At 37.6% G+C, this 21,744-nt stretch carries 24 protein-coding genes, 1 tRNA gene and 2 pseudogenes; 12 read left to right on the forward strand and 15 right to left on the reverse strand.

Annotation, left to right across the window (positions count from 1 at the left end; translation table 11 throughout):
- The first annotated feature begins 87 nt into the window (after positions 1-87).
- The 3 genes from NMK50_RS05950 to NMK50_RS05960 all read left to right on the forward strand — a co-directional run bounded on the left by NMK50_RS05950 (position 88) and on the right by NMK50_RS05960 (position 3,489).
- Entirely contained in the window at positions 88-834 is a 747-nt protein-coding gene (locus tag NMK50_RS05950; protein WP_254769711.1) for an electron transfer flavoprotein subunit beta/FixA family protein, read from the forward strand.
- 69 nt (positions 835-903) lie between these two features.
- On the forward strand, positions 904-1,824 hold the full coding sequence (locus NMK50_RS05955; RefSeq protein ID WP_254769712.1) for an electron transfer flavoprotein subunit alpha/FixB family protein: 921 nt from the start codon (positions 904-906) through the stop codon (positions 1,822-1,824).
- Between the two features lie 3 nt (positions 1,825-1,827).
- The gene (locus tag NMK50_RS05960; RefSeq protein WP_254769713.1) at positions 1,828-3,489 is read left to right on the forward strand and encodes an electron transfer flavoprotein-ubiquinone oxidoreductase; all 1,662 of its coding nucleotides are present in this window, start codon (positions 1,828-1,830) and stop codon (positions 3,487-3,489) included.
- Between the two features lie 644 nt (positions 3,490-4,133).
- Here the strand turns inward: NMK50_RS05960 and NMK50_RS05965 are convergent.
- The 6 genes and pseudogenes from NMK50_RS05965 to NMK50_RS05990 form a co-directional block, all read right to left on the reverse strand.
- A pseudogene (locus NMK50_RS05965) lies at positions 4,134-4,358 on the reverse strand (Arm DNA-binding domain-containing protein); the annotation flags it as partial.
- A 471-nt stretch (positions 4,359-4,829) separates the two neighbouring features.
- Positions 4,830-5,621 carry a pyrroline-5-carboxylate reductase gene (locus NMK50_RS05970; RefSeq protein WP_254769714.1) on the reverse strand — a complete coding sequence of 264 codons (792 nt, stop codon included), beginning with the start codon at positions 5,619-5,621 and terminating at the stop codon, positions 4,830-4,832.
- Positions 5,622-5,678: 57 nt separating this feature from the next.
- The gene (locus NMK50_RS05975; protein WP_254769715.1) at positions 5,679-5,924 is read right to left on the reverse strand and encodes a hypothetical protein; all 246 of its coding nucleotides are present in this window, start codon (positions 5,922-5,924) and stop codon (positions 5,679-5,681) included.
- Positions 5,925-6,029: 105 nt separating this feature from the next.
- Entirely contained in the window at positions 6,030-6,398 is a 369-nt protein-coding gene (locus tag NMK50_RS05980; RefSeq protein ID WP_254769716.1) for a YraN family protein, read from the reverse strand.
- A 23-nt stretch (positions 6,399-6,421) separates the two neighbouring features.
- On the reverse strand, positions 6,422-7,309 hold the full coding sequence (gene rsmI, locus NMK50_RS05985) for a 16S rRNA (cytidine(1402)-2'-O)-methyltransferase (protein WP_254769717.1): 888 nt from the start codon (positions 7,307-7,309) through the stop codon (positions 6,422-6,424).
- An 810-nt stretch (positions 7,310-8,119) separates the two neighbouring features.
- Entirely contained in the window at positions 8,120-9,214 is a 1,095-nt protein-coding gene (locus NMK50_RS05990; protein WP_254769718.1) for an Mrp/NBP35 family ATP-binding protein, read from the reverse strand.
- A 595-nt stretch (positions 9,215-9,809) separates the two neighbouring features.
- On the opposite strand from NMK50_RS05990, the gene rpmH reads away from it, so the two are divergent.
- The 8 genes from rpmH (at position 9,810) to NMK50_RS06030 (ending at position 15,896) form a co-directional block, all read left to right on the forward strand.
- Positions 9,810-9,944: a 50S ribosomal protein L34 gene (rpmH, locus tag NMK50_RS05995; RefSeq protein ID WP_011181069.1), complete on the forward strand. Its 135-nt coding sequence runs from the start codon at positions 9,810-9,812 to the stop codon at positions 9,942-9,944.
- A 130-nt stretch (positions 9,945-10,074) separates the two neighbouring features.
- On the forward strand, positions 10,075-10,443 hold the full coding sequence (gene rnpA, locus NMK50_RS06000) for a ribonuclease P protein component (RefSeq protein WP_254771202.1): 369 nt from the start codon (positions 10,075-10,077) through the stop codon (positions 10,441-10,443).
- Between the two features lie 13 nt (positions 10,444-10,456).
- On the forward strand, positions 10,457-12,295 hold the full coding sequence (yidC, locus tag NMK50_RS06005; protein ID WP_254769719.1) for a membrane protein insertase YidC: 1,839 nt from the start codon (positions 10,457-10,459) through the stop codon (positions 12,293-12,295).
- Positions 12,292-12,939 (forward strand): ribosome biogenesis GTP-binding protein YihA/YsxC, encoded by a 648-nt coding sequence (yihA, locus tag NMK50_RS06010; RefSeq protein WP_254769720.1) that lies wholly within the window; start codon positions 12,292-12,294, stop codon positions 12,937-12,939. Before yidC ends, yihA begins: the two co-directional genes overlap by 4 nt.
- Positions 12,940-13,074: 135 nt before the next feature.
- Entirely contained in the window at positions 13,075-13,767 is a 693-nt protein-coding gene (locus tag NMK50_RS06015; RefSeq protein ID WP_254769721.1) for a glutathione S-transferase family protein, read from the forward strand.
- A gap of 474 nt (positions 13,768-14,241) precedes the next feature.
- Positions 14,242-15,054: a 4-hydroxy-tetrahydrodipicolinate reductase gene (dapB, locus tag NMK50_RS06020; protein WP_254769722.1), complete on the forward strand. Its 813-nt coding sequence runs from the start codon at positions 14,242-14,244 to the stop codon at positions 15,052-15,054.
- A gap of 29 nt (positions 15,055-15,083) precedes the next feature.
- The gene (locus tag NMK50_RS06025; protein ID WP_254769723.1) at positions 15,084-15,704 is read left to right on the forward strand and encodes a 2,3-bisphosphoglycerate-dependent phosphoglycerate mutase; all 621 of its coding nucleotides are present in this window, start codon (positions 15,084-15,086) and stop codon (positions 15,702-15,704) included.
- 107 nt (positions 15,705-15,811) lie between these two features.
- Positions 15,812-15,896, forward strand: a tRNA-Leu gene (locus NMK50_RS06030).
- A gap of 78 nt (positions 15,897-15,974) precedes the next feature.
- Here NMK50_RS06030 and NMK50_RS06035 read toward each other — a convergent pair.
- The 9 genes and pseudogenes from NMK50_RS06035 to NMK50_RS06075 all read right to left on the reverse strand — a co-directional run bounded on the left by NMK50_RS06035 (position 15,975) and on the right by NMK50_RS06075 (position 21,458).
- Entirely contained in the window at positions 15,975-16,199 is a 225-nt protein-coding gene (locus tag NMK50_RS06035; RefSeq protein WP_254769724.1) for a helix-turn-helix transcriptional regulator, read from the reverse strand.
- Between the two features lie 230 nt (positions 16,200-16,429).
- Complete coding sequence (locus tag NMK50_RS06040; RefSeq protein WP_254769725.1) at positions 16,430-16,783, reverse strand: DUF488 domain-containing protein; 354 nt, start codon at positions 16,781-16,783, stop codon at positions 16,430-16,432.
- Between the two features lie 59 nt (positions 16,784-16,842).
- Positions 16,843-17,465, reverse strand: a pseudogene (locus NMK50_RS06045) (lambda exonuclease family protein).
- 1 nt (position 17,466) lies between these two features.
- A complete protein-coding gene (locus tag NMK50_RS06050; protein WP_254769726.1) occupies positions 17,467-18,228 on the reverse strand; it encodes an ERF family protein in 762 nt (253 codons plus the stop codon).
- A 496-nt stretch (positions 18,229-18,724) separates the two neighbouring features.
- On the reverse strand, positions 18,725-19,156 hold the full coding sequence (locus NMK50_RS06055; protein ID WP_254769727.1) for a hypothetical protein: 432 nt from the start codon (positions 19,154-19,156) through the stop codon (positions 18,725-18,727).
- The gene (locus NMK50_RS06060; protein ID WP_254769728.1) at positions 19,153-19,752 is read right to left on the reverse strand and encodes an LbetaH domain-containing protein; all 600 of its coding nucleotides are present in this window, start codon (positions 19,750-19,752) and stop codon (positions 19,153-19,155) included. The genes NMK50_RS06055 and NMK50_RS06060 overlap by 4 nt, the downstream gene beginning before the upstream one ends.
- 12 nt (positions 19,753-19,764) lie before the next feature.
- On the reverse strand, positions 19,765-20,493 hold the full coding sequence (locus NMK50_RS06065; protein ID WP_254769729.1) for a Rha family transcriptional regulator: 729 nt from the start codon (positions 20,491-20,493) through the stop codon (positions 19,765-19,767).
- A gap of 62 nt (positions 20,494-20,555) precedes the next feature.
- Entirely contained in the window at positions 20,556-20,945 is a 390-nt protein-coding gene (locus NMK50_RS06070) for a hypothetical protein (RefSeq protein ID WP_254769730.1), read from the reverse strand.
- Between the two features lie 213 nt (positions 20,946-21,158).
- Entirely contained in the window at positions 21,159-21,458 is a 300-nt protein-coding gene (locus NMK50_RS06075; RefSeq protein ID WP_254769731.1) for a helix-turn-helix domain-containing protein, read from the reverse strand.
- Between the two features lie 92 nt (positions 21,459-21,550).
- On the opposite strand from NMK50_RS06075, the gene NMK50_RS10610 reads away from it, so the two are divergent.
- The gene (locus tag NMK50_RS10610) at positions 21,551-21,691 is read left to right on the forward strand and encodes a helix-turn-helix domain-containing protein (RefSeq protein ID WP_254770610.1); all 141 of its coding nucleotides are present in this window, start codon (positions 21,551-21,553) and stop codon (positions 21,689-21,691) included.
- Positions 21,692-21,744: the final 53 nt, after the last annotated feature.

Consider the following 21,744-nt stretch of genomic DNA (forward strand, 5'->3'; position numbering starts at 1 on the left):
ATGATTGTATGAAATTTCATTCTAAAAAATTTGGTTTCTTATAAAGATTACTATAAACTTGTAATCATACAGACAAAGAGGATTGCTATGAAGATAATTGTCGCCGTCAAGCGTGTTGTTGATTATAATATCAAGATACGTGTCAAACGCGATGGTACAGGCGTTGATCTCTCCCATGTAAAAATGTCTATGAACCCTTTTGACGAGATTGCAGTGGAAGAAGCTGTTCGTCAAAAAGAAGTTGGGAAAGTTTCAGAAGTTGTTCTTGTTTCAATCGGACCAGAAGCCGCACAAGAAACTTTGCGAACAGGACTTGCAATGGGTGCCGATCGAGCACTTCTTGTAACAACGAAACAAACACTTGAACCCTTAGCCGTTGCTAAGATTCTTAAGACTATTGTTGATGAAGAAAGACCAGATATGGTTTTCTTGGGAAAACAAGCTATTGACGACGATAACAACCAAACAGGACAAATGCTCGCAGCTCTTCTTGGCTGGGGACAAGCAACTTTTGCCTCACATTTAGACATAGAAAACGATCACGCAACGGTCACTCGTGAAGTTGATAATGGCACACAAACTGTTTGCCTTCCCCTTCCCATCATTATGACAGCTGATTTGCGTTTAAACGAACCACGTTATATTTCTTTACCTAATATCATGAAAGCGAAAAAGAAACCCATCGAACAAAAGGCCCTTGCTGATCTTGGCATAGATACACGAGCACGCTTAACGGTTCTTAGCGTTGAAGAGCCATCTCCTCGTCCATCTGGTGTCAAAATGGCCAATGTAGCAGAACTTGTAAATGCGCTGAAACAAAAAAAGTGCATTTAATAGTCTATAAAATTTAATAGTCTATAAAAAAGTAATCAAAAGCAACACAGCATAAAAAGGTAAAAGCGTATGGCAATTCTTTTATTAGCCGAACAAAATACAGAGCAAACCGCAAAAGTACTCACCGCAGCTCGAAAAATAAGCGATGATATTGATATTTTAGTTTGTGGAACAAAGATTCAAAAAATCATCGAAAACAGTGCTAAGCTTTCTGGTGTACGGCAGATTCTTGTTGCTGAAGCTGATCATTTAGCACATCATCTCGCTGAACCTATGGCAAATACAATTGTCGAATATGCGAATGATTATGATGTGATCATGGCTGCCTCTACCAACATCGGAAAAAATGTCATGCCACGCGTAGCTGCTCTTCTTGATCTTATGCAAATTTCAGATATTGTTGCTGTTCTTGCTCCCGATATCTTTAAACGACCAATTTACGCAGGAAATGCTCTCGAAACTGTGCGCAGCAATGATCGTCAAAAGGTCATAACAGTTCGTACAACAGCCTTCCCTTCAACCGCTTTCCAAAATAACACTGCTCCTATTAAAACAATAACACCAGCGCCCAATCCAAACCTTTCTTCTTTTATAAAAGCAGAAACCAATAAAAGCGATTGCCCTGATCTTACCTCAGCACGTGTTATTATATCAGGTGGGCGTGGTCTTGGTTCACAAGAACAATTTATGGCACTTCTTCTGCCCCTTGCAAACAAGCTAAATGCAGCTTTAGGTGCTAGCCGTGCAGCCGTTGATGCTGGCTATGCCCCTAATGATTGGCAAATTGGACAAACAGGCAAAGTTGTTGCCCCTGAACTCTATATCGCTGTCGGAATTTCCGGTGCAATCCAGCATTTGGCAGGCATAATGGATGCACAAATTATTGTAGCCATCAATAAAGATGCAGAAGCCCCCATCATGCAAATTGCTGATTACGCCCTAGTAGGTGATCTTCATCACATTATTCCTGAGTTGGAGAAAGCTTTATAAGTCATGAATGCATCTTTGCATCAACAACGTGAAAGTATGGAATTTGACATCGTCATTGTCGGAGCCGGACCTGCGGGGCTTTCCGCGGCAATTCGTCTAAAACAAATTAATCCCGAACTTTCTGTCACAGTCGTTGAAAAAGGGAGCGAAGTTGGTGCACATATACTCTCTGGTGCAGTTGTTGACCCCATCGGCATTGATACACTTCTACCAGAGTGGAGAAATGGACATGATCATCCCTTTAACACACCTGTCACCAGCGATCAGTTTTTTTTTCTAAAACCAAAACACGCAACACTCTTCCCTCATATTTTTTACCCTAAAATCTTATCAAATAATGGCTGCTATATTGTTTCACTCGGCAATGTTTGCCGTTGGCTCAGCAAAAAAGCCGAAGAACTCGGCGTTGAAATCTATCCTGGTTTTGCCGTATCTGAGACTATTCAAAATGATAATGGAGCTATCATTGGTGTTCTCACAGGGGATATGGGCGTTAATAAAGATGGAACGCTTGGAAAAAATTATATGCCTGGGATGGCTTTGTTGGCAAAATATACTTTAATTGCGGAAGGAGCACGTGGCTCTGTTGCTAAACAAGTGATACAAAAGTTTGATCTTAGTAAAAACCGTGAACCACAAAAATTTGGTCTTGGTTTTAAAGAACTCTGGGAAATTGATCCCCAAAAACACCAACTAGGTTTAGTTCAACATTTCATAGGTTGGCCCTTAGACAATAATACCGGAGGCGGAGGTTTTCTTTATCATCAGGAAAGCAATGTCATTTCTGTGGGATTCGTGGTGCATTTAGATTATAAAAATCCCTATCTCTCTCCCTTTGAAGAATTTCAACGTTTTAAAACACATCCCAAATTCTATGAGATCTTCAAAGGTGCAAAACGCCTTTCCTATGGCGCACGTGCTATTAGCGAAGGTGGTTGGCAATCTGTTCCAAAACTTACCTTTCCTGGAGGAGCACTTATTGGCTGTTCCGCTGGTTTTGTTAATGTTCCTCGAATCAAAGGCTCACACAATGCCATCTTATCTGGCATATTAGCAGCCGATAAAATTGCTAAAGCTCTCGCTCAAGGACGCACCCACGATGAAGTCAAAGAAATTGAAGAACATTGGCGAAAAGGTCCCATTGGTAAAGATCTTTATAAAGTACGCAATGCCAAACCGCTCTGGGCAAAATATGGCACAAAACATGGGATTAAGCTTGCTGGCTTTGATATGTGGTGGCAACAATTTTTGGGCTTTTCTTTATTCAAAACACTCTCTCATGGAAAAGCAGATTATGCGTGTCTTGAACCAGCAGAAAATTTTAAACCCATTGCTTATGCAAAACCAGATGGTATTGTGACCTTTGATCGTCTTTCCAGTGTTGCACTTTCCAATACGCATCACGAAGAAAATCAACCATGCCATTTAAAAATATCCTCATTAGATAAACAAAAAAATTCTGAATATGCAGTTTATGGTGGACCTTCCACCCGCTATTGCCCTGCCGCTGTCTACGAATGGCTAAACCATCATGATCAGACAACTTATGTTATCAATGCTTCAAATTGCATACATTGTAAAATATGCGATATCAAAGACCCCAACCAAAATATTAATTGGACTTGTCCGCAAGGCAATGAGGGACCACTTTATTTAAATATGTAATCATTGCCAATTCCTCCAAAATGAGGATATAAAAACACAATCAACAAAAGTAATTCTTCTCAAAAATAAGAGCTTCTTTTACATCTTTTATGCACCCGTTCTCTCACGATGTAAAACCTACTCTCTCACGACTCTCCGAATAAAACACTCTTTTGGAAATATTATTTCGTAGAAGAAAAATCTATAACATACTGTTATTAAAAATTTTTACCTCCCAATGTGAAAACTATTTGCACTCTTCTGTTCTATACAGCTGCAAACCATCACTCTTCTCCACACCCTTTCTTTTTAATTTAACTGTACAGTTTTCAAAAACATCCACAAAAATATCTTTGAATGAAGATCGTATAATGCCGTATCACGTTTTTACTTGTTCCATTCTTTCTCCTCACAAAGAACAGTACACTATGACGCTACGCTATATACAAATTTACCTTAGAGGAACGTCTCTAACAGATCTCCTCCCCTTCTCATTTTCCTCCACAAAGAGTATATTGCAAAAACCCATGGACGATATCATCTTTTACATTCCATAGAAGTAGAAACCAACACAACCCTTCGGTTTTTGCACTCAAAATGTTATGCTTATTCTTCCATTATTCAGTTGATTGATAAAAAGCATATTTTCTCCCTTCTTAAACGTTTATGGGATCACAACCTTCATGCAAAACAGAACGCCATTGGGTTGCACATTCACGGGCTTTTTTTAAAGAGATATTTCTTAAAGCCCCCAAGCCCATTTCATGACGGCGCCCGTGGATAGTATAGCGTAAAAGCCATTGAGCACTACCATCTTTACGCTTAAGAAGCGTGCAAACCGGCCCCCAATTGCAACAATTCTTGCTATTTAGATGATTCATAAGAAACATTTTTACTCCTTTCTTTAACGTTTTTTACCCACACGATAAACCCGCTTATGACGTGCAAATAAATGATTATGATTAATTCAACAAAAGCAGGTTTGAGATGAGAGAATCTTACGATATTCGGGGGATCTCATTCAACATACAAAACAATGAATTATCATTTACAAATCAATATCTTGTATGTTTATTCATCGATATATGAATGCTTTTTATAACGTATAAGCAAATATTTTTTATTCATGATGAGAAAGGATTAAAATAAAAAAGCTTTTTGTCTTCAATGTTCTCATACAAGATAGAAATAATGAATTGTTTTCATAAATCAGCTTATGACTATAGAAAAAATCTTGAAGATCAATCTTCTTGCTCTTCAAATATCTATAGCAGATAATTTGCTAGAGTTGCGTTTAAGTAATTCTTAAAGAATAAACCAATATTTTTCTCATTGAAAACAAAAAATATGAATCCAACATTTTAATGAGAAAACGAAGCCTTCATTTTTTGCAAGGTCGTCTCAAGGGCAGTTATTAAAGCGTTTTTTCCCCCTTGACGAGAAAAACAGTTCGACAAAAGTTCATTTGTTCCTCCTTTCGTCGAAAACTCTTTCTCAAGCAATGAAAAATCAAGAGAGGTAGGACCATCTATTGCTATAATTTTGCGCATTTCATCGGTAAGATTTCCAAACATCATAGCAAGAAAATCCGCTGATTGTTGCTGTTCTAATCCCTGTTTTATAAACCATTGATGTGCTGTTTCTATAAAATTAAAATATACCCCCATGAGTGAACCAGCGGTCATGAAAAGATTAAACTGTTCTTCTGCATTCAACACCAATGTCCCCCCCATCGCATCAAATAAACGACATAAAAAAGGATGATCAGGATAAATTGGCGTTAAATTTTTACATTCTGCTACAAAAGGAAGTGGAACAGCACGATAAACTTCATGGTTAATCCACTCTGCAACTTGTGTTGCTTTTGCCATAGCAAGAACGGAGACAACCAGCTGTTCACGACGGAAACGAAGAGAACGTAAGACTTCTTCAGCCATTTGGTTAGGCAAACAAAGGAAAACACAATCACTCACATCGAGCAATGCTTGATTATTTTCAGCAATGATAACTTTATCATATTCGAGCGAAAGGCGTTCTGCCATTTGCGCATTGCGAGGTGAAATAATGAGTGAAGAAACGTCAAATTTGCTTTTCATTAAGCCATCAATCATTGAAGAGCTAATTTTACCTGTCCCCAAAAAGCCAATTTTCATTTCTACTCCTTGCTCTTCATAAATTTTAAAGAAAACTTCACCAACAGTTCATCGATTTTAACTCACATAAACAGTAATCGAGGAAGCAACACATAACATAGCAACAATAATCAATGCCAAATAGACTTTGGGTTTATCAAAAAGAACTGCAAAAGCAGAAAACCAACCAACGATGGCAGCTGTTAAGGCAAATAAAAAACCTGGCTTATTCATAAGAACGATATGCATTGCCATTAAACCACCAATGATCAGCGCTCCAAAAACAATCAACAAACCCGTTGCAAATTTTTCATAATCGTCCATATTTTGCTCCTCATAATGCTTATATTGTGGCACACTTTCCTAACCCATCTGTCTATAAAAATGAAATGTTTTTCATTTACTATGGTTAAAATAATATAGGAACTTTTATTTATCAGATGTAAAAAATGCCGGAATATGCTGTGGTAAACGCCATGGTAAAATTGCAATGAGATCAAAACGCACACATAAAAGAGCATGATCTTTTTGTCGTGCTAACCAAATATCAGCCGCAGCTTCAATACGTCTCTCATTTTCACGGGAAACTGCTGCCATTGCTTCAGCTAAGGTTGAACGTGCTTTGACCTCAACGATTAAAACAAGATTTCCACGCCGCGCAATTAAATCAATTTCACCACACTTTGTTTTAAAACGAATTTCAGCAATATGAAATCCTTTGAACCGTAACCACCAAGCAGCCCATTTTTCTGCACGAATACCGCGATAAAAAGACTTTTGCCTGCGCTCTTTTTGCATAAGCTTATAAACCCTTTAAATTTTTAGCTATCTTTCAAAAAATTTAACCGCTGAAAAAGCTCTTGCTTTTTTAAACCAGTTTTCTTAGCCATTAAAGCAGCTGCTTGAGCTGCAGAATGTGTACGCGCCAATTCTAATAACATGCCATCAATTTCTTGATCACTCATCACTTCCAAAAAAGGAGGAACTTCTCCAACAAGAACAACAATCTCACCTCGAATATGAGACTTTTTCCTGTAACTTTCCAACAAATTCGCTAAATTGGAAACATCTACTGTTTCAAATTTTTTTGTTAATTCACGACAAATTGCCGCAGGACGATTGGCCGAAAAAACAGAAATCATATCTTGTAAAGTCTCAACAAGACGATGCGGAGATTCATAAAAAATTAAAGTCGCGGGGATCGTTTTTAATTGTTCCAAACGCTTTTGGCGTTGTACCTTGCGTGCACTTAAAAAACCCGCGAAAAAAAAGCTATCAGTGGGAAGTCCCGTCGCAACAAGAGCGGCTAAAAGAGCTGAAGTACCAGGAACTGGAATAATTTTGTAACCAACTTTGCGCGTTTCTTCTACCAGTCGAAATCCAGGATCAGAAATAAGTGGTGTGCCAGCATCTGATACAAGTGCTACACTTTTGTTTTCTGCTAAAACTGCTAATAACTTCTGCCCTGCCTTTTGTGCATTGTGTTCGTGATAAAGGAAAGGTTTTTTCTGAATACCATAGCGTTCCAACAAAACACGCGTTACTCGTGTATCCTCACACGCTAGAATATCAACTCCCGCCAAAACTTGCAAAGCACGAAGAGTGACATCTGCTAAATTTCCGATAGGCGTTGATACGAGATAAAGCGCCGGCTCTATGACAGGCGCAGAATAAGCATGCGTTCCTATAAAATATGTTTTTTCACACATACCCTTCTTTCAACAGCAAGAAACCTTACTTTTATCAACCTTCACCAAAACTTTTACCTGCGAATATTATCTATTTCTACCAACTTTGTTGTTATCAGCAAAGAATAAACCTCTCGAATAACGCGCGTGCCATCATAAAATAGTTTGCAACAATATCTACACTTTTCTTAGTCTCATAACGCGTTTTCAATCATCACGACACTTCCAATAGAATACATTCCCAATATTCCCCATACCACATCAGTCCCTATCACTTTATATGAACCTTTTCCTCATGAACCGAAGCTAAATTGTCTCCCTCCTCATCCCTTGAGCTTATCCAATCTTTTTAAGAGCTAAATTTTTTGAATTCTTTCTATTGCTTGGATTTTAAAATCAGCCTCATTTATCGATATCAAAACTATCAACCCAAGTAAGTACAAATCGCTCCTTCTCAATAATGATTGCCCGTAATGATTGCCTATGTCATTGCGAAATAAATATGACACACTCGCGCCATAACACCCCATATTGTTATACTCTTTACAACTTTTGCAATGGTATAATCAATACACCAAATTTCATAGTGAAAAATACATTTTTATATCTACATCGAAACTTTAACCTATTCACTCTTCTCACCAAAAACCAACAAATAGTTTATGTTGATAAAAATAAACCTTATCACCCGCTGTATAATAAGCTTCTCTGTTTATTTCACATCTGAAACCTCTATTCTCCAATAAAATCCATGTTTCGTCATGCCTATAAAATAGCTCTTTATATTTTTAAACAGCGGATTTTAGCTTCCTGTCTGAGAAAAATGTGCATTTATAAAAATCTATTTTTTATTTGACCAACCATCGCGCGATAAAGCTTAGCCTGCTCCTCATCTGGTTTAGAAACAAAGATTGGCACACCATCATCTGAAGAAGATCGTAAAGCTGCATCAAGCGGCACTTCTGCTAAGAAAGGTATCCCTCGGCGTTCTGCTTCAGCACGCGTACCACCATAACCAAAAATATCGTAACGTTTTTGCGTATCAGGAGCAATAAAGTAACTCATGTTCTCAATGAGCCCTAAAATGGGAACATCAACTTTCATGAACATTTCTATTGCTTTACGTGCATCAACCAAGGCAAGATCCTGTGGAGTAGAAACAATCAATGCCCCTGTCAACTGTACTTGTTGCGCAAGTGTCAATTGTGCATCACCTGTCCCTGGAGGCATATCAACCACCAAAACATTGAGAGGTCCCCATAAAACATCTCTTAACAATTGCGTTACAGCCGCCATTACCATGGGACCACGCCATACCACAGGCTTTTCCTCCTCAACCAAAAAGCCCATCGACATCAATTTAAGCCCAAATTTTTCAAGAGGTTGAAGTTTTTTCCCATCAATAAGCCGTGGTTTTTCATTAACAAGTCCTGTTAAACGTGGCAAAGACGGACCGTAGATATCTGCATCCATCAAACCCGTTTTAAAACCAGAATCGTGTAAAGCAAGAGCAATATTCATTGCCATTGTCGATTTACCAACTCCTCCCTTTCCAGAAGCAACAGCAATCACATGCTGAACACCTTCTATCGGCATTTTCACAGGCAATCCACTTATTCTACGTTTTGGCTTAGAAAAAACTGTCTTTTTATGCACAGAAGACGATACCATTGTTTTTTTTTCTGCCGTAAGTGTGACAACAACAGATTCAACTCCATCCATAACACAAACCACTTCTTCAGCAGCACGACGCAACGCTTCCCATTCTTGTATACGTCCATCTGGAACAGTAATGGAAAAAAAAACTTTTCCATGAGCAATTAATATTTCTGAAAGAAGCCCCGATGATACAATATCACTTTCAAAATCTGGTCTTTTGATTTGATGCAATGCATTGCGAATAGCCTCGCGTGTGATAGGATTCACATTCTTTCCTCTCTATAAAAACTTAGAAAATAGAGCAATAAAGGTGAAAAAAACTTCAACTTAGACACCCTAAAACTTCCCACGTTATGAGAATTGTAAAGTGCAAATATCTTATATCATATCTCTTGTAAAATACGAAAAAAACCTCAAATAAAAACCTAGAGTGTAAAATCCCATTAACCAGAGTGTCGTTCGATTGTTTTACGCATGTTTCTATAAAAATTTTTAAAAAGCAAAATTGAGCGAACCTCTAATGTAAACAGACACTGCTATTGTATAATAATAAATTTTGATTCTTTCTTTACTCTTAATGAACAATGTGAATACTCCATTGTATTGTAAAAAATAGCTGTAAAATTATTCATTGAAAACAGCAATTATTTCCCTTAACTTTTAAAACTTTTATGAACAAAGTGCCTTTATAGCACAGTGTTTTTTGCATTTTTTTAAAAGAAAGAAAAATAATCTGAGATTGACTTTTTTTATTTTTTTCCTTATGGGATAGTAACCGTACAATAGGATATATCACTGTTCATCTAGCGCATAAATTTACCCATAGAATTAAGAAGGGCCGCACTCCGCGGTATTTAAATAAATGAAACGTACTTACCAGCCATCTAAATTGGTCCGTAAACGCCGCCATGGGTTTCGTGCACGTATGGCAACAGCCAGTGGTCGTAAAGTTATTGCTGCAAGGCGTGCTCGTGGACGTAAGCGGTTATCCGCTTAAGCGTTTAATTTAACCATTTACATTTTCACAATGGTTGAATATCACCTTCATTTCTTCATTGTGAAACTTTCGTCATGAACCTTCAATGTTTGTGTTCTCAGGCATTTAATAGAGTTGCGAAATGCTCTGTATGAAGAAAAAACATCCCTGCCGCATTCGTAAAAGAGCAGATTTTTTAGCTGTACGAACAGGAGAAAAGCGGCGCGGTCCTTTGTTTTTGCTGGAAGTTAAATCTCATGAACAAACAGCAGAAATAGAATCTCCTCCTGTTGCGCGTGTGGGTTTTACAGTTACGCGTAAAAATGGCAATGCTGTTAAACGTAATCGTATTAAAAGACGTCTACGGGAAGCGGTTCGGGTTGGACTTATAGAGAAAATGGAAGGAGGAACAGACTATGTCATTGTTGCGCGTCCTGATGCACTTCATGCGCCTTTTACATCTCTCATCAATGAACTAAACCGACGGATAAAACAAAAAACAAAATACCAACAACGGTAACAGGATAGTACGAATGGAATATAACCGCAATTTCTTTATCGCCATTGGATTATCTTTCATTGTGCTTGTCGCATGGCAGTTTCTTCATGTGATCCCTAAACAAGCTGAATTACAAAAAAAACAAGCAATTGCACAGCAATTGTCAAAACAACAATCAGCACTTTCCACTCCTACAACAAATTTTTCTGATGCTACACCAACACACGGATCAGCTTCTATCATTGATCATAAAATGACTCCTGAAATGCGAAACGCTGTGTTGTCAAAAACAAACCGCGTTACCATCAAAACCAATGAACTTGAAGGTTCTATTAATCTTGTTGGTGCACAATTCGATGATCTTCATCTCAAAAGATATCGCCTGACAGTAGAAAAAAAATCACCCGAAATTGCTCTGCTGAATCCCAAAGGGTTCACAACAACCTATCTTGCCGAATTTGGTTTTACAAGTTCGTCTTTATCAGCAGAGGCTTTGCCGCAATCTGATACTCAATGGCAAATAGAGGGTAATAATACAATACTGACTCCTTCTACACCTGTTACTCTCATTTATAACAATGGTCAGGGACAGATTTTCCGCCGTATCCTTTCTGTCGATGATCACTACATGTTTACCATTGAAGATTCTATCAGCAATGAAGCAGATAAACCGATATACCTCTCGTCTTATGCTCGTGTTGCACGTGCTTCTCCACCAGAACATACAAATGCAACCTATTTGCTTCATGAGGGTATGATCGCTATTGCAGGTGATTCACTTAAAACTGAGAAATATAAAACTTTAGCAGAACTTGATCCGAATCCTGATAATGGTCAAAAAAGTATGATTTTTTCTAAAGTGACAGGAGGTTGGATTGGTATTACCGATAAATATTGGGCTGTCGCAGTTATTCCTCCACAGGATAAAGAATATACAAGTCGCTTTATTTATTTTGATCGCTTGCAAACACATTATCAGTCTGACGTGTTAGGGACGCTTATAACGATTGCACCAAATGAAACAAAAACTGTTACAAATCGTCTGTTTGCTGGTGCAAAACAAGTTGAAATTATTAATCACTATCAAGATGATTTGAAAATCAAGAAATTTGCTCTCTTAATCGATTGGGGTTGGTTTGATTTCATTACCAAGCCAATGTTTTCTCTCATTGATATTCTTTATAAGCAAACAGGCAATTTTGGTGTTGCCATTCTTCTTGTTACGGTGCTCTTAAAAATACTTCTTTTCCCTCTAGCAAATAAATCTTATAAATCTATGGCACGCATGAAGCTTATACAACCGCTGTTGCTGGAAATAAAAGAAAAATATCCAGATGACCGTACCAAGCAACAACAAGCAATTATAGAACTGTATAAAACCAAAAAAATCAATCCTCTCGCAGGTTGTTGGCCCATGTTGGTTCAATTTCCTATATTTTTTGCTCTCTATAAAGTTTTGTATATTACCATTGAAATGCGACATGCACCTTTCTTTGGCTGGATTAAAGATTTAGCAGCACCCGATCCGACTTCTGTTTTTAATCTGTTTGATCTTTTGCCATACACAACTCCAACATTTCTTATGATTGGTGCATGGCCTTTGATTATGGGAATAACGATGTTTTTACAAATGCGTATGAATCCAGCTCCACAAGATCAAACACAAGCTATGATTTTCGCATGGATGCCTGTTATCTTTACCTTTATGCTGGCTTCTTTTCCTGTTGGCCTTGTCATTTATTGGGCGTGGAATAATGTATTATCAATGATTCAGCAAGGAATTATGATGAAACGTCAAGGAGCTAAGATTGAGCTTTTTGATAATCTTAAAGCTATCTGGCAAAAATCTCCTGAAAAAGAAATGCATAAATGACAAAGTGTTTTTCTCTTTCTGGCGTTTTTTCTTATAACTGGATTTTTATTCGTGGTGTACCAGCAATACACTTTCTTCCACCAGAAGGCCCCCCCGAAATCGCATTTGCGGGACGTTCTAATGTTGGAAAATCTTCTCTTATCAATGCACTTGTTCAACAAAAAGGTTTGGCACGTACCTCAAATACACCAGGACGTACGCAGGAACTTAATTACTTCGTACCCGATGGTTTCAGTGGAAAACCTGGGGATCTCCCCCCTCTAGCACTCGTAGATATGCCAGGCTATGGTTTTGCCAAAGCTCCTAAGAATCTCGTTGATGCGTGGACACATTTGATTTTTAGCTATTTACAAGGACGCACAACGCTAAAACGTGTTTATATTTTAATTGATTCACGCCATGGAATTAAAAAAAATGATGCAGAAGTTCTCGATCTCCTCGATAAAGCAGCTGTTTCGTACCAAATTGTTTTAACGAAAAGTGATAAAATAAAATTGAACATCCTTGAAAAATTAATAATAACCACAAAAAGACAGCTTCTCAAACGCCCAGCCTCTTATCCTGAAATTCTTGTGACATCTTCAGAAAAAGCATGCGGTTTGGAAGAATTACGTACTGCTATTTTACAAACGATCGGAATATAATATTCCTGTTATTAAAAGTTTATTAAACATAATGACTCGCTTTTGCTAATAATCTTGTACTTCTTGTAAAGCATCTTTATAAAAATTCTTGTTACTTGAAAGAATTTTCATCAACTCTATTTGATACTGTAGATCATGCTGACACTTTTTCATTCTCCCCTATCTTCTGCCTCCCGTTTCATACGCCTTATTCTTGGAGAATATGGTATAACTGCTCAACTCATTGAAGAACATGAATGGGCCAGGAGACATGAATTTCTTGCGCTTAATCCAGCTGGTCATGTTCCCGTTCTTCTTGATGAACATGAAGTTCCATTATCAGGAGCTATTGTTATCTACGAATATTTAGATGAAACGCATGGGAGTTTACGACAAGAGAATAAACTTTTTCCGGAAAATCCTCTAAGTCGTGCTGAAGTACGTCGTCTTAATGATTGGTTTTTAAATAAATTTGAAAATGAGTCTACACGTCATATTGTACGAGAACGAATCTATAAACGTGAAATGCCACTCGCTATTGGTGGTGGTGCCCCTAATTCACAAATTTTACGTAATGCACGTGCTAATATTCTACCGCATATGAGCTATCTCAATTGGCTCTGTGCATCTCGTGACTGGTTAGTCGGTTCTGAATTATCCTATGCGGATCTCGCAGCAGCAGCTTCTGTGTCTGTACTTGATTTTCTTGGGGAAATTGACTGGGAACAATCACCCGCCGCCAAAGATTGGTATACGCGGATTAAATCACGACCTTCTTTTCGCTCTCTTTTAACAGATCGCGTACGAGGAATTGTAGCAAGTCCTCATTATACAGATCTAGACTTTTAATCACCTTTCTCAACAAGGAAAAACAATATTCATTGTTTAAAAAAGACGCTTCTACATCAATAAAAGCGCATACGTTTTATACATCATATCATTAAGCATTAACTTATAAAAATAATTTGTCCTTTTATCACTTGATGAGATCATAAAATGCAGGCGTTTTTTTATCTTATAATGAATCAAAAAGTCATTTATTATACATCATAAATGCAATCATCGTACAAATAAAAAATGGACAATAGAGTAATATGATACCGATTTTTAATCCTATAATCTGCAAAACACATATTATATAATCTTCATATTACTCGTTCTATAATGTGCATAATGGTTCCTCACCAACTGCTTCTATAAACTAACAATCCCTGTACATCACTAAAGAAAGCAAAAGTTTTCTTCTATCGAGAAAAGAACTGTTGGAAAGAAAGAGGGATTTTGCCTATACTACAAGAAGTAAAGTGTTGTAAGGAGAAAAATATGCGCCTTACCGTTGTTGGTGCTAATGGAAGAATGGGACGCGAGCTTATTTCAGCTATCCATCGGAGGAATGATGTAGAACTTTATGCGGTGCTTGTGCGTAAAGGATCACCTTTTGTAAACAAAGATGCCAGCATATTGATTGGTTCAGATGCCCTTGGTGTTCACATCACTGATGATCCTGAAAGCGCTTTCTCTAACACAGAGGGTATTGTAGATTTCTCACAGCCACAAGCCAGTCTTCTTTACGCCAACTATGCGGCTCAAAAGGGTCTTGTGCATATTATTGGTACAACGGGGTTTAGTAAAGCAGAAGACGAGCAAATTGCAGATTTTGCGAAATATACGACTATTGTCAAATCTGGAAATATGAGCCTTGGAATCAATCTTTTAGCAAATCTTGTAAAAAGGGCTGCAAAAGCACTAGAATCTAATGATTTTGATATTGAGATCTATGAGATGCATCATGCCGACAAAATTGATGCCCCTTCTGGAACAGCTCTTCTTCTTGGACAAGCTGCCGCTGAAGGCCGCAATGTTATGCTAAAGAATGTGTGTATCAACGAGCGCAATAGCCATACAGGTAAACGTGAAAAAGGAACGATTGGCTTTGCCTGTTCACGAGGTGGAACGGTTGTTGGCGATCATAATGTTACTTTTGCCGGCCCAAATGAACGCATCGTTCTTTCACACGCAGCGCAAGAACGCTCTATCTTTACCAATGGCGCCTTAAAAGCAGCCTTATGGGCAAAGAATCATGAAAATGGTCTTTATTCAATGCTTGATGTTTTAGGATTGAATGATGAACTTTAAACAATCAAGATAACGCAGGAAATTTGCGCATGGAACGCACACTTGTACTCATCCGTCATGGACAAAGTGAATGGAATCTCAAAAATCTTTTCACCGGCTGGAAAGATCCAAGTTTAACAGAAAGGGGGCATGCAGAAGCAATAGCAGCAGGAAAAAAACTGAAAGAGACTGGTTTAAAATTTGATGTTGCGTATACGTCTACCTTACAACGTGCACAAAAAACGGCACAGCACATTTTAGAACAAATGGAACAATCAGACTTAGAAGTTGTTAAAACCCCCGCATTGAATGAACGTGATTATGGTGATCTCTCTGGTCTAAATAAAGATGAAGTACGCCAACAATGGGGAGAAAAGCAAGTGCAAATATGGCGTCGCTCCTATACTATTGCACCTCCAAATGGAGAAAGCCTACGCGATACTTGTGCTCGTGTTGTACCCTATTATCTTCACCATATTCAACCACATATTTTACGCTCTCAAACTGTTTTGGTCGCGGCACATGGCAACTCTCTTCGTGCTCTTATGATGGCACTTGAAGGTCTAAACAGTGAAGAAATTATCTCTCAAGAATTAGCAACTGGTATTCCTATTATCTATACTTTTCATTCCGACTCAACAATTGCATCAAAAATAATCCTCACGCCTTAAATTTCCAAAATTGTGGTAACTACAAGGAACTCAAGAGCGTTTATCTGCAAAATAAATTCTATAATTTTATTGACAGAGTAATATCGCAAGCTTAAATGAGTTTTATAGCCCGGATGGCGGAATTGGTAGACGCGCAGGTTTCAGGTACTTGTGCCGCAAGGCATGGAGGTTCGAGTCCTCTTCAGGGCACCATTTATCATCCTCAACATATTGAAATATATAATTTTTTTCTTAAAAAAGCCAATTTCAGAGCACCTTTTAGACCACCTTCTACAGTTTATACAACTTTACCTCATTTGTTGTTATTTGCTGCTTATTTTTCTTCGGGGTAAAGGCCAAGATTTCTTTTTTTCTCCATCTTACCGCTCTCCCTAGCTTATAAGGCTCAGGAAACACCCCTTGAAACACCCAATTGCGAATCGTTGTGGTTGATACGCTAAAAAGCTCTGCACATTCGCGTGTTGTCACATATCTATCACCATCATCAAATATCATCTCATGACCTTTCACTCTTTTACGTTACATAATGGGCGGCCATACTAGGAAACATATGGAGCTTTCCCATTTTTAAAAATTTGTATGCTTATTTTTTAGATATGCTTAATTTCATATTTCCAATCCTGTAATTGTGTAAGAGCCAAGGCTATTTGCCCTCTATGGCACATGCATACATTGGCTTCAAAACAAGTAATTGCAACGCGCTTTTTGTTTAAAAAGACTTGATATCATGTGTTTATTGCACACAAATGATTTTTGAGTGTTGTCTTTTGATATTCTTCAAAAAGACGTTCGTAATCTTTTTGTGTTTTCAAATTTTGTCGTTTTTCAGAGGCAATGCCAAGTTCAGGCATATGCATATATTCAATATTAATGTTGTTTACAGCTTTCTCCAATTGTCTTTTCGAAAACCCATGTTTTCTACTTATTGGATTTCTACGAACATCACATAAAGTTTTGATATTGTTTTCTATGAGACAATCAAGATAATTCTCAAGGGACTTTCCTTCATAGCCAATTGTAAAAAAACAAGCTTTCTCATCTTTAGCTGGGTGTAGGATACTCTGTTTGATATTACACACGTTTTACTTCCTTACATAATGGGTGTGGGTGCTGAGAGGAGGAGAGCACCCCCATAGGGTTATGCAGCTTTTGTCAAGATCTGCTTCATGTCTTGCTCTATTTCTGCTAAAAAGACCTCGACTGCTTTAGTAATCTGTTCAATTTGTTCATCATCACGGTGGATGCGTTGGATTTTATACGCAAGTGAGATGACCTCTCTACAAATTGTGGATTATAACTGATGAAATGACACCATTTGCGCCCTGTACAAGCCATTTGGAATTGCATCTGCACTCTGTATTCAGGCTTAATCTCGTCATACATAAAAAAACGAAGATGTGTCGTTGATTGTGGACATTTGACTTCAACTAAACCGTCTTCACCAATCAAACCATCCGGACTAGCCCCCGCCATTTTGATGGTAGGATGAGGTATAAAACCGCATTTTATGACATCGGCATCATAAATGAATTCATATTCTTTCAGGGCGTCCTCTTCATGTTCAATCCCCCATTGCATAGATGGTGTTATATAAGATTGGCTTATTTCCCCTGTTAAGCGTTCTGTCATGAGTTTCATTTTGTAGTCTTCATATTTGCTTGTCGGCAATCCTTTGGCTGTTCTACTGAGGACATTGTAAACATTAGACGCGGTAATTTTCCCTAATCTTGCTTGAAACCATTCTGCTGTTCTTTGTTCCATCTCACGCACCTAATCTTTGTTTTGCTTCAGAAGCTTGACGGTTTTGTTTTTTATACAAATTATTCAGGACGGTTTGCGCTTGTTCAAAAGTCATTTCGGAAATGCTATTTACATTTACAGAAGCCAACATTTTTGTTTCGTTTGCATTTGTTTTTTGGACTAATCGTTTAATGTCTGCCATTTGTTGAGGCGAAGCTGGTCCTGAGAGTTTTGTTTTGTTACCATCTGTATCATCTTCTTTGCTTGCGACATTGAGAAGCATGCCTAACAAATAGCGGCGCGCATAAGTGATGGTTGATCCTATGGATTGAATATCTGTTTTGTTGCCTTTCCCATCAAGAGGGAATGTTCCTTCTGTAGAGATTTTATTTCCTGATGGATGAACCAAAGTCATCTCTATAGTAACCTGTGCATGAGTTTGATTTTTAATACAGGAAAACAAAGCAAAATGATGTTCTTTTAGTGCCTCCTTGATACTCTCGATATAACAGTCGAGAGTAGCGTATTTGCTTAGGGTATAGGCGTTTGTGGATTTTGCTGTGATTTCCTTATATTTGGATTGCATATCTGAAAGATCAGAAACAAAACTTTTATAAAGCTGTCTATTGATTTCTTTTTCTCTCAAGGAGATAAGGCGTTCGAGACGATCCATATCAACATCATTTTCTAGGGCTCTTGTTAAAATGAGATCCATAGCTGTTTGTTTAACTGCTAAATTTGGATTTTCTTTAACTTCTGTTAGGTTCGTGTTTTGTTCATTCATTATGTTTTCCTCCATTGTGCGCAATTCACCCGTTGCGTGAATCACGCTTGTGTTAAAAGGGTCGTTGTTTGTTGCTAGAGTTTTGTCTTTACGGGTTGCACAATCCGATCAATTGGAATGCATTTTAGATATGAACAATGATCAGAATATAGCGTCAATATAAAACTTTCATCTGAGATTGGTGGTATCATTTCAAATCCAGTACACGCAAATGGTCTGAATTCGTATGAGAATGCAAAGCATTGCGATTTTTTAAGTTCCATTTGCACGACATTATCTTCATTTAAAAAAGCATCTACTTTCTCTTTCGAAATTATGGTATCTACATAGGGCTCGCCCTTATCTCCAGAAATAGCAATACAAAGTTCACCTGAATTGTGAGTGCTTCTCACAACCAGCTGCGAACACAAAGTAGGTTTAATTTCATATTTATACATGATTTATTGTCTCTCACCCGTTGTAATAATACTGTTTCCATGAACCTCTATGTTTGTTGTTAAATTTTTATGTCTTCAGGAATTCTCGTGTTGCCGCGAATATTAGCCAATCCACAAACCTTAGCATTTCTAAAAATCTTGACTTCATCACGGATATAAGCACTATCATAAACTTGTGCATTTTGATAAATGCGCACACTACCATAAACTTTAGCATTGCAATAAACTTTGGCATTGTCATAAACATAGGCATCGCCGCTAACATCGGCATCACCATAAACCTTAGCATCTCCCAAAACACAGGCATCACTGTAAACCTTAGCATCGCCTCCAACCCAACAATTACCTTCGTGACTGAGGTTCTTTTCCCTTTCTATCCAACCGCCTAAATCACCTTTTTTGACATCACCAAAGTCTTGCAATGCAAGGATACGGCGAAGAGTTCTACTAGAAACCTCTATTGTTTCACCTGTAAATTCGTATTTTTTCATATGGTTTTTTCTCCAGTTGAGATGGACTGATTGCCGCCAATACATGCGTTCCAACAGATACATGCATCTCCATAAATCTTTCCAAGAGCGTAAACCTCTGCCATACCCTTAACTTTTGCATTTTCATAAACTTCTGCATTATTATAGACACGTGCTTTGTTGTAAACTTGTGCATTTCCATAAACACGAGACTTGCCACAAACTACCGCATTACCGAAAACTTGTGCATTATCACAAACCATAGCATTATCAAGGACTTCTGCTTTTCCGTAAACTTTTGCTTTATTTAAAATACACGCTTCAGATTCAATACAAGCATTTCCAAAAACATTTGCATTGTCACTAATATATGCTCTGTCTGCAATGCGTGCTTTTTCAAATACTCTTGCATTACCGCAAACTTTAGCATTATGAGAAACACAAGCATCATCCCCAACCCAACAATCCCCCTCATGGCTTAAATTGCCTTCATGCTCTATAAAACCGCCTAAATCACCTTTTTTTACATCACCAAAGTTTTTCAATGCACGGATACGGCGAACCTTACGCCTATAAACTATATCGATTGCATCAGTGAATTCGTATTTCTTTTCCATGATGGTCACCCCTTAATGCACGCTTTGTCTTTTGATTTCTTGAGAAAGCACACCAATGCCTTTTGTTGTGATTTTTGCAGAAGGAATGACTTTATTCATTCCACCAGAAGTTTGAATAGTGATGGTAGGACAATCCATCAGACCTTTTTGGATTTTGTCTTGATAAGGTAACAGATGCCCATTTGCCATGCGTCGATAGACCCAACCCTTTTGCTGTAAGAAGAGAATGAACTGTTTTGGTTGCATTTCGAGTATTTTAGCAGTCTCGGTAAGACCAAAGAGCCCATCATGGCGTTGTAAACTTTCAAGAGCCATTGCCTTTGGTTTTAATTCTGCAATCATATTGTCTTTTTGTTCATTCTCATTTTTGAGATAATTTAAAACCCCTAACATGACTTGTGGACTAGAGTAATCGATTTGCGGTGCCACTACTTGCTGTTCTAATTGTTGCCACCGATCTATGATCTTTGCTCGTAATGCTGTGCTGTAACCTGAGACGAGGATTAAACATTCGTGTTTTGGAAGATTATAACAATTTTGAGGTCTACCTTGCGTGTCTAAATAGGTCCCCCCAAATTTGGGGAGACCCCCTTCATAGTATAATTCTTCAAGCATTTTCTTGATATCACGCATAACATGGTCATGCCGTTTACTACACAAATCGGCAATTTCAACACTCGATATGGTTTGAATAGCTTCGTTCTTAAAAGGACTTTCTGCTGTTGTGACAAGATTATGCATGCCTGTGCTCCATTTGTGATGATATTTGAAAGAAAGGAAAGGAGGCGTTTTTAAAAACGCCCTTAATAGTTTGGATAATTTGGAAGAACATCCCAAAAAGTCAGGCGGTGCTGCTCTTCATAAGTACCGTAGACTTCATCATTATATTTTTCGTCTGCAATTTCTTCTAAAAGACTATCGTAGGCAGCGCTTTCACCTACATAATAATGAACCTTACTGTCCTCATCGAGAAATTCTCTGTTTTCTTTTATGTATACTTCTGCGATTTCTTCAGAAATATCTTCGCAACTGTTTTCAGAAGGATTTATGCGAAAGATTTTTATGGCATCATCTGCCTCGTCAATCATTTCTAAAACTTGGCTTTCATCAAGTGGGCCCGAATGCCCAATGTGTTCATCATCACAGACAACTAATAAAATTTCATCGGAATTAATAAGAATTGGCTTATCCATAATTTCCCCTCCCTGATGCCTCTTGGCGATCTCTTGTGTTTGGTTTATGGATATGTTTATACCGTAATGGTAATATTTAGTCAATACCAAAATGGTTATTTTTTGTATTTTTATATTTGAAAGAGGGACAAATGATAGATAAAAATCTACTGATTAATGCACAAATACTAGCGTTTTGGGAAAAATTAACAGAGGAAGAAAAAAAGAAATTCATTACTTTTTTTCTTGATAAAATGAAGAAAGAAGATCAAGAAGCTTAACTTTATTATCATAGCTTAGGTGTTCAAGCATATCTTCTATTTGTTCATCTAAGCTATTTGTTTGTTGCTCTGAAAACATTAGTTGTTTAGGTGTAACAGCTAAGTGAGGTGCTAAACGTATAGCCCATTCTTTTGTTAATTTTCGCTGTCCATTCTCTAAGCGAAAAATCTGTGGCTGACTTGTGCCGGCTAATTCGGCTAATTTTTTGGAGCTTAACCCCATTTTTTCTCTGAAAAATTTTAAATTATTCATGATTCTTATCCTATTAAAAAAAAATATCTTTCAAATACCAATGTGGTAAAAATCTTCTTACATTGAGATTACCGTTATGGTATTATTAGCGAATGTTTAAGCTAAAATCATATTTATTGAAGAATAATATTACTTACGCTGAGTTTGCAATTTCTGTAGGTGTTACACAGACATCAATAGCACGTTACATAAATAACAAGAGATTTCCTCAGCCTAGAATAATAAAAAAATAGCGAAGATTACGGATAATTATGTAAGTCCTAATGATTGGTATCAAGAAAATTTT

Origin of the sequence: Bartonella harrusi (assembly GCF_024297065.1) — a bacterium.
Taxonomy (GTDB): domain Bacteria; phylum Pseudomonadota; class Alphaproteobacteria; order Rhizobiales; family Rhizobiaceae; genus Bartonella; species Bartonella harrusi.